Below are 3,447 nucleotides of genomic sequence, written 5' to 3'. Positions count from 1 at the left end.
GTTGACTTGGAGATCGGCTTTCCTTAGATAGCCGCCTCCGCCGGGGCCTTCGGGTTTCGGGAGTGTTCGAAAAGTTCTTTAAAAAGAACTGCTTGACACGGAAAATCAGGGGCGCTAAACACCGCCTCCGCCGCGAACGGGCGCTAAACGGTTCGGCCGGTTTTGCCGGTTTAGGTCTTTGAAATCGTTGATCTGGAAAGAGAAACGCAGGCGGCGGTGTCCTGGCGAAGTTCTTCGGAACTTTAGTCGACACTGACAATCTGCGGTCTTTTTGAAAAGACATACCATGTAACTGATCTTCGGATCGGTGACGTGGGATCTCGTCAATAATACGTAGAACTAACGCCAAGACGATTTAGTCGTCTTAAGCTTAGGTCAGATAAGTCAACTCAACCTGAGAGTTTGATCCTGGCTCAGAGCGAACGCTGGCGGCAGGCCTAACACATGCAAGTCGAACGGACCCTTCGGGGTTAGTGGCGGACGGGTGAGTAACACGTGGGAACGTGCCTTTAGGTTCGGAATAGCTCCTGGAAACGGGTGGTAATGCCGAATGTGCCCTTCGGGGGAAAGATTTATCGCCTTTAGAGCGGCCCGCGTCTGATTAGCTAGTTGGTGAGGTAATGGCTCACCAAGGCGACGATCAGTAGCTGGTCTGAGAGGATGACCAGCCACACTGGGACTGAGACACGGCCCAGACTCCTACGGGAGGCAGCAGTGGGGAATCTTGCGCAATGGGCGAAAGCCTGACGCAGCCATGCCGCGTGAATGATGAAGGTCTTAGGATTGTAAAATTCTTTCACCGGGGACGATAATGACGGTACCCGGAGAAGAAGCCCCGGCTAACTTCGTGCCAGCAGCCGCGGTAATACGAAGGGGGCTAGCGTTGCTCGGAATTACTGGGCGTAAAGGGCGCGTAGGCGGACATTTAAGTCAGGGGTGAAATCCCAGAGCTCAACTCTGGAACTGCCTTTGATACTGGGTGTCTTGAGTGTGAGAGAGGTATGTGGAACTCCGAGTGTAGAGGTGAAATTCGTAGATATTCGGAAGAACACCAGTGGCGAAGGCGACATACTGGCTCATTACTGACGCTGAGGCGCGAAAGCGTGGGGAGCAAACAGGATTAGATACCCTGGTAGTCCACGCCGTAAACGATGATTGCTAGTTGTCGGGCTGCATGCAGTTCGGTGACGCAGCTAACGCATTAAGCAATCCGCCTGGGGAGTACGGTCGCAAGATTAAAACTCAAAGGAATTGACGGGGGCCCGCACAAGCGGTGGAGCATGTGGTTTAATTCGAAGCAACGCGCAGAACCTTACCACCTTTTGACATGCCTGGACCGCCACGGAGACGTGGCTTTCTCTTCGGAGACTAGGACACAGGTGCTGCATGGCTGTCGTCAGCTCGTGTCGTGAGATGTTGGGTTAAGTCCCGCAACGAGCGCAACCCTCGCCATTAGTTGCCATCATTTAGTTGGGAACTCTAATGGGACTGCCGGTGCTAAGCCGGAGGAAGGTGGGGATGACGTCAAGTCCTCATGGCCCTTACAGGGTGGGCTACACACGTGCTACAATGGCAACTACAGAGGGTTAATCCTTAAAAGTTGTCTCAGTTCGGATTGTCCTCTGCAACTCGAGGGCATGAAGTTGGAATCGCTAGTAATCGCGGATCAGCATGCCGCGGTGAATACGTTCCCGGGCCTTGTACACACCGCCCGTCACACCATGGGAGTTGGTTCTACCCGAAGGCGATGCGCTAACCGCAAGGAGGCAGTCGACCACGGTAGGGTCAGCGACTGGGGTGAAGTCGTAACAAGGTAGCCGTAGGGGAACCTGCGGCTGGATCACCTCCTTTCTAAGGATGCTTCTCCAGCATCTCTCACGAGATGTTATTGAGGCTCCGATTTAGTGAAGTACCTCGGTACATTCACATTATGCGGGACGCCGCCGTCTCCGTTTCTCTTTCCAACCATTCGTCATCACGACCTTGGGCCATACGGGCTCATGACAGTGATGGCGCGATCGCGAGCCTGGATCTGTCTTGGCTGTCGCACTGCCGAAGGCCCGTAGCTCAGGTGGTTAGAGCGTACGCCTGATAAGCGTAAGGTCGGCAGTTCGAGTCTGCCCGGGCCTACCAGCGCCAAGCTGGACCGCGGCATCGTCGACGGCTCTCCTGGCTAGTTCCCTATTGGGGCCATAGCTCAGTTGGTAGAGCGCCTGCTTTGCAAGCAGGATGTCGTCGGTTCGACTCCGTCTGGCTCCACCAGGAACTCTCAAGCGGGATGCTTGAGAACATCGCGATCAAAACAAGTTTGCAGCTGATCTACGGATCGTCTGCATTGACATTGTGAAGGAAGAATTTGTCCGGCCCCTCATAGGCTTTCAGGACAGGTTCGAAGAAGACATCGTCTGGCAAGTAAAACCAGGTGTAGGTCCGGCGGATACCTCTTTCCATCCCCCGGGTAGCCTATGCATGGGTTTTGCTGAGAAACGATCAAGCGTTTAAGGGCTTCTGACGGATGCCTTGGCGTAGAGAGGCGATGAAGGACGTGGCAAGCTGCGATAAGAGCCGGGGAGGCGCTAGCACCCTTTGATCCGGCTATTTCCGAATGGGGAAACCCACCTTTACAGTCTTCCAACTCTGCTTTTCGGAGCAGCGATTGGTGGATTGTTGAAAGGTATAATGAGCTGAATACATAGGCTTCATTAAGCGAACCCGGTGAACTGAAACATCTCAGTAACCGGAGGAAAGGACATCAACCGAGACTCCCGTAGTAGTGGCGAGCGAACCGGGACCAGGCCAGTGCTCTTGTGAAATAAAGGCGAACGATCTGGAAAGATCGGCCATAGCGGGTGACAGCCCCGTAGCCGTCAAACAGCAAGAGACTCGAGTAGGGCGGGACACGTGAAATCCTGTCTGAACATGGGGGGACCACCCTCCAAGCCTAAGTACTCCTCTACGACCGATAGTGAACAAGTACCGTGAGGGAAAGGTGAAAAGCACCCCGACAAGGGGAGTGAAACAGATCCTGAAATCGGAAGCCTACAAGCAGTCGGAGCCCCCAAGCGGGGTGACGGCGTACCTTTTGTATAATGGGTCAGCGACTTCATGTGTCGAGCAAGCTTAAGCCGTTAGGTGTAGGCGTAGCGAAAGCGAGTCTGAATAGGGCGCTAAGTTCGACGTATGACGACCCGAAACCAGGTGATCTATCCATGAGCAGGTTGAAGGTTAGGTAACACTAACTGGAGGACCGAACCGGTGAATGTTGAAAAATTCTCGGATGACTTGTGGATAGGGGTGAAAGGCCAATCAAACCTGGACATAGCTGGTTCTCCGCGAAATCTATTTAGGTAGAGCGTCCGACGAATTCCTTGGGGGGTAGAGCACTGGATGGTTGCGGGCTGCGCGAGCGGTACCAATACTAACCAAACTCCGAATACCCAAGAGAAC

2 tRNA genes and 2 rRNA genes (1 of these 4 cut by a window edge) are annotated in these 3,447 nt (G+C 53.9%); all 4 read left to right on the top strand.

What is annotated here, in order from left to right:
- Nucleotides 1-390 precede the first annotated feature (390 nt).
- A 16S ribosomal RNA gene (locus tag ACIQTU_RS15745) occupies nt 391-1,851 on the top strand.
- Nucleotides 1,852-2,056: 205 nt separating this feature from the next.
- Nucleotides 2,057-2,133 (top strand) — tRNA-Ile (locus ACIQTU_RS15740).
- 53 nt (nt 2,134-2,186) lie between these two features.
- Nucleotides 2,187-2,262 (top strand) — tRNA-Ala (locus ACIQTU_RS15735).
- 226 nt (nt 2,263-2,488) lie between these two features.
- A 23S ribosomal RNA gene (locus ACIQTU_RS15730) occupies nt 2,489-3,447 on the top strand (it continues 1,920 nt past the right edge of the window).
- Together the 16S and 23S rRNA genes with 2 tRNA genes alongside form the textbook arrangement of a ribosomal RNA operon.

The organism is Brevundimonas sp. NPDC090276 (genome assembly GCF_044772165.1).
Lineage (GTDB): Bacteria > Pseudomonadota > Alphaproteobacteria > Caulobacterales > Caulobacteraceae > Brevundimonas.
This window is presented reverse-complemented; position numbering and strand designations above follow the sequence as displayed.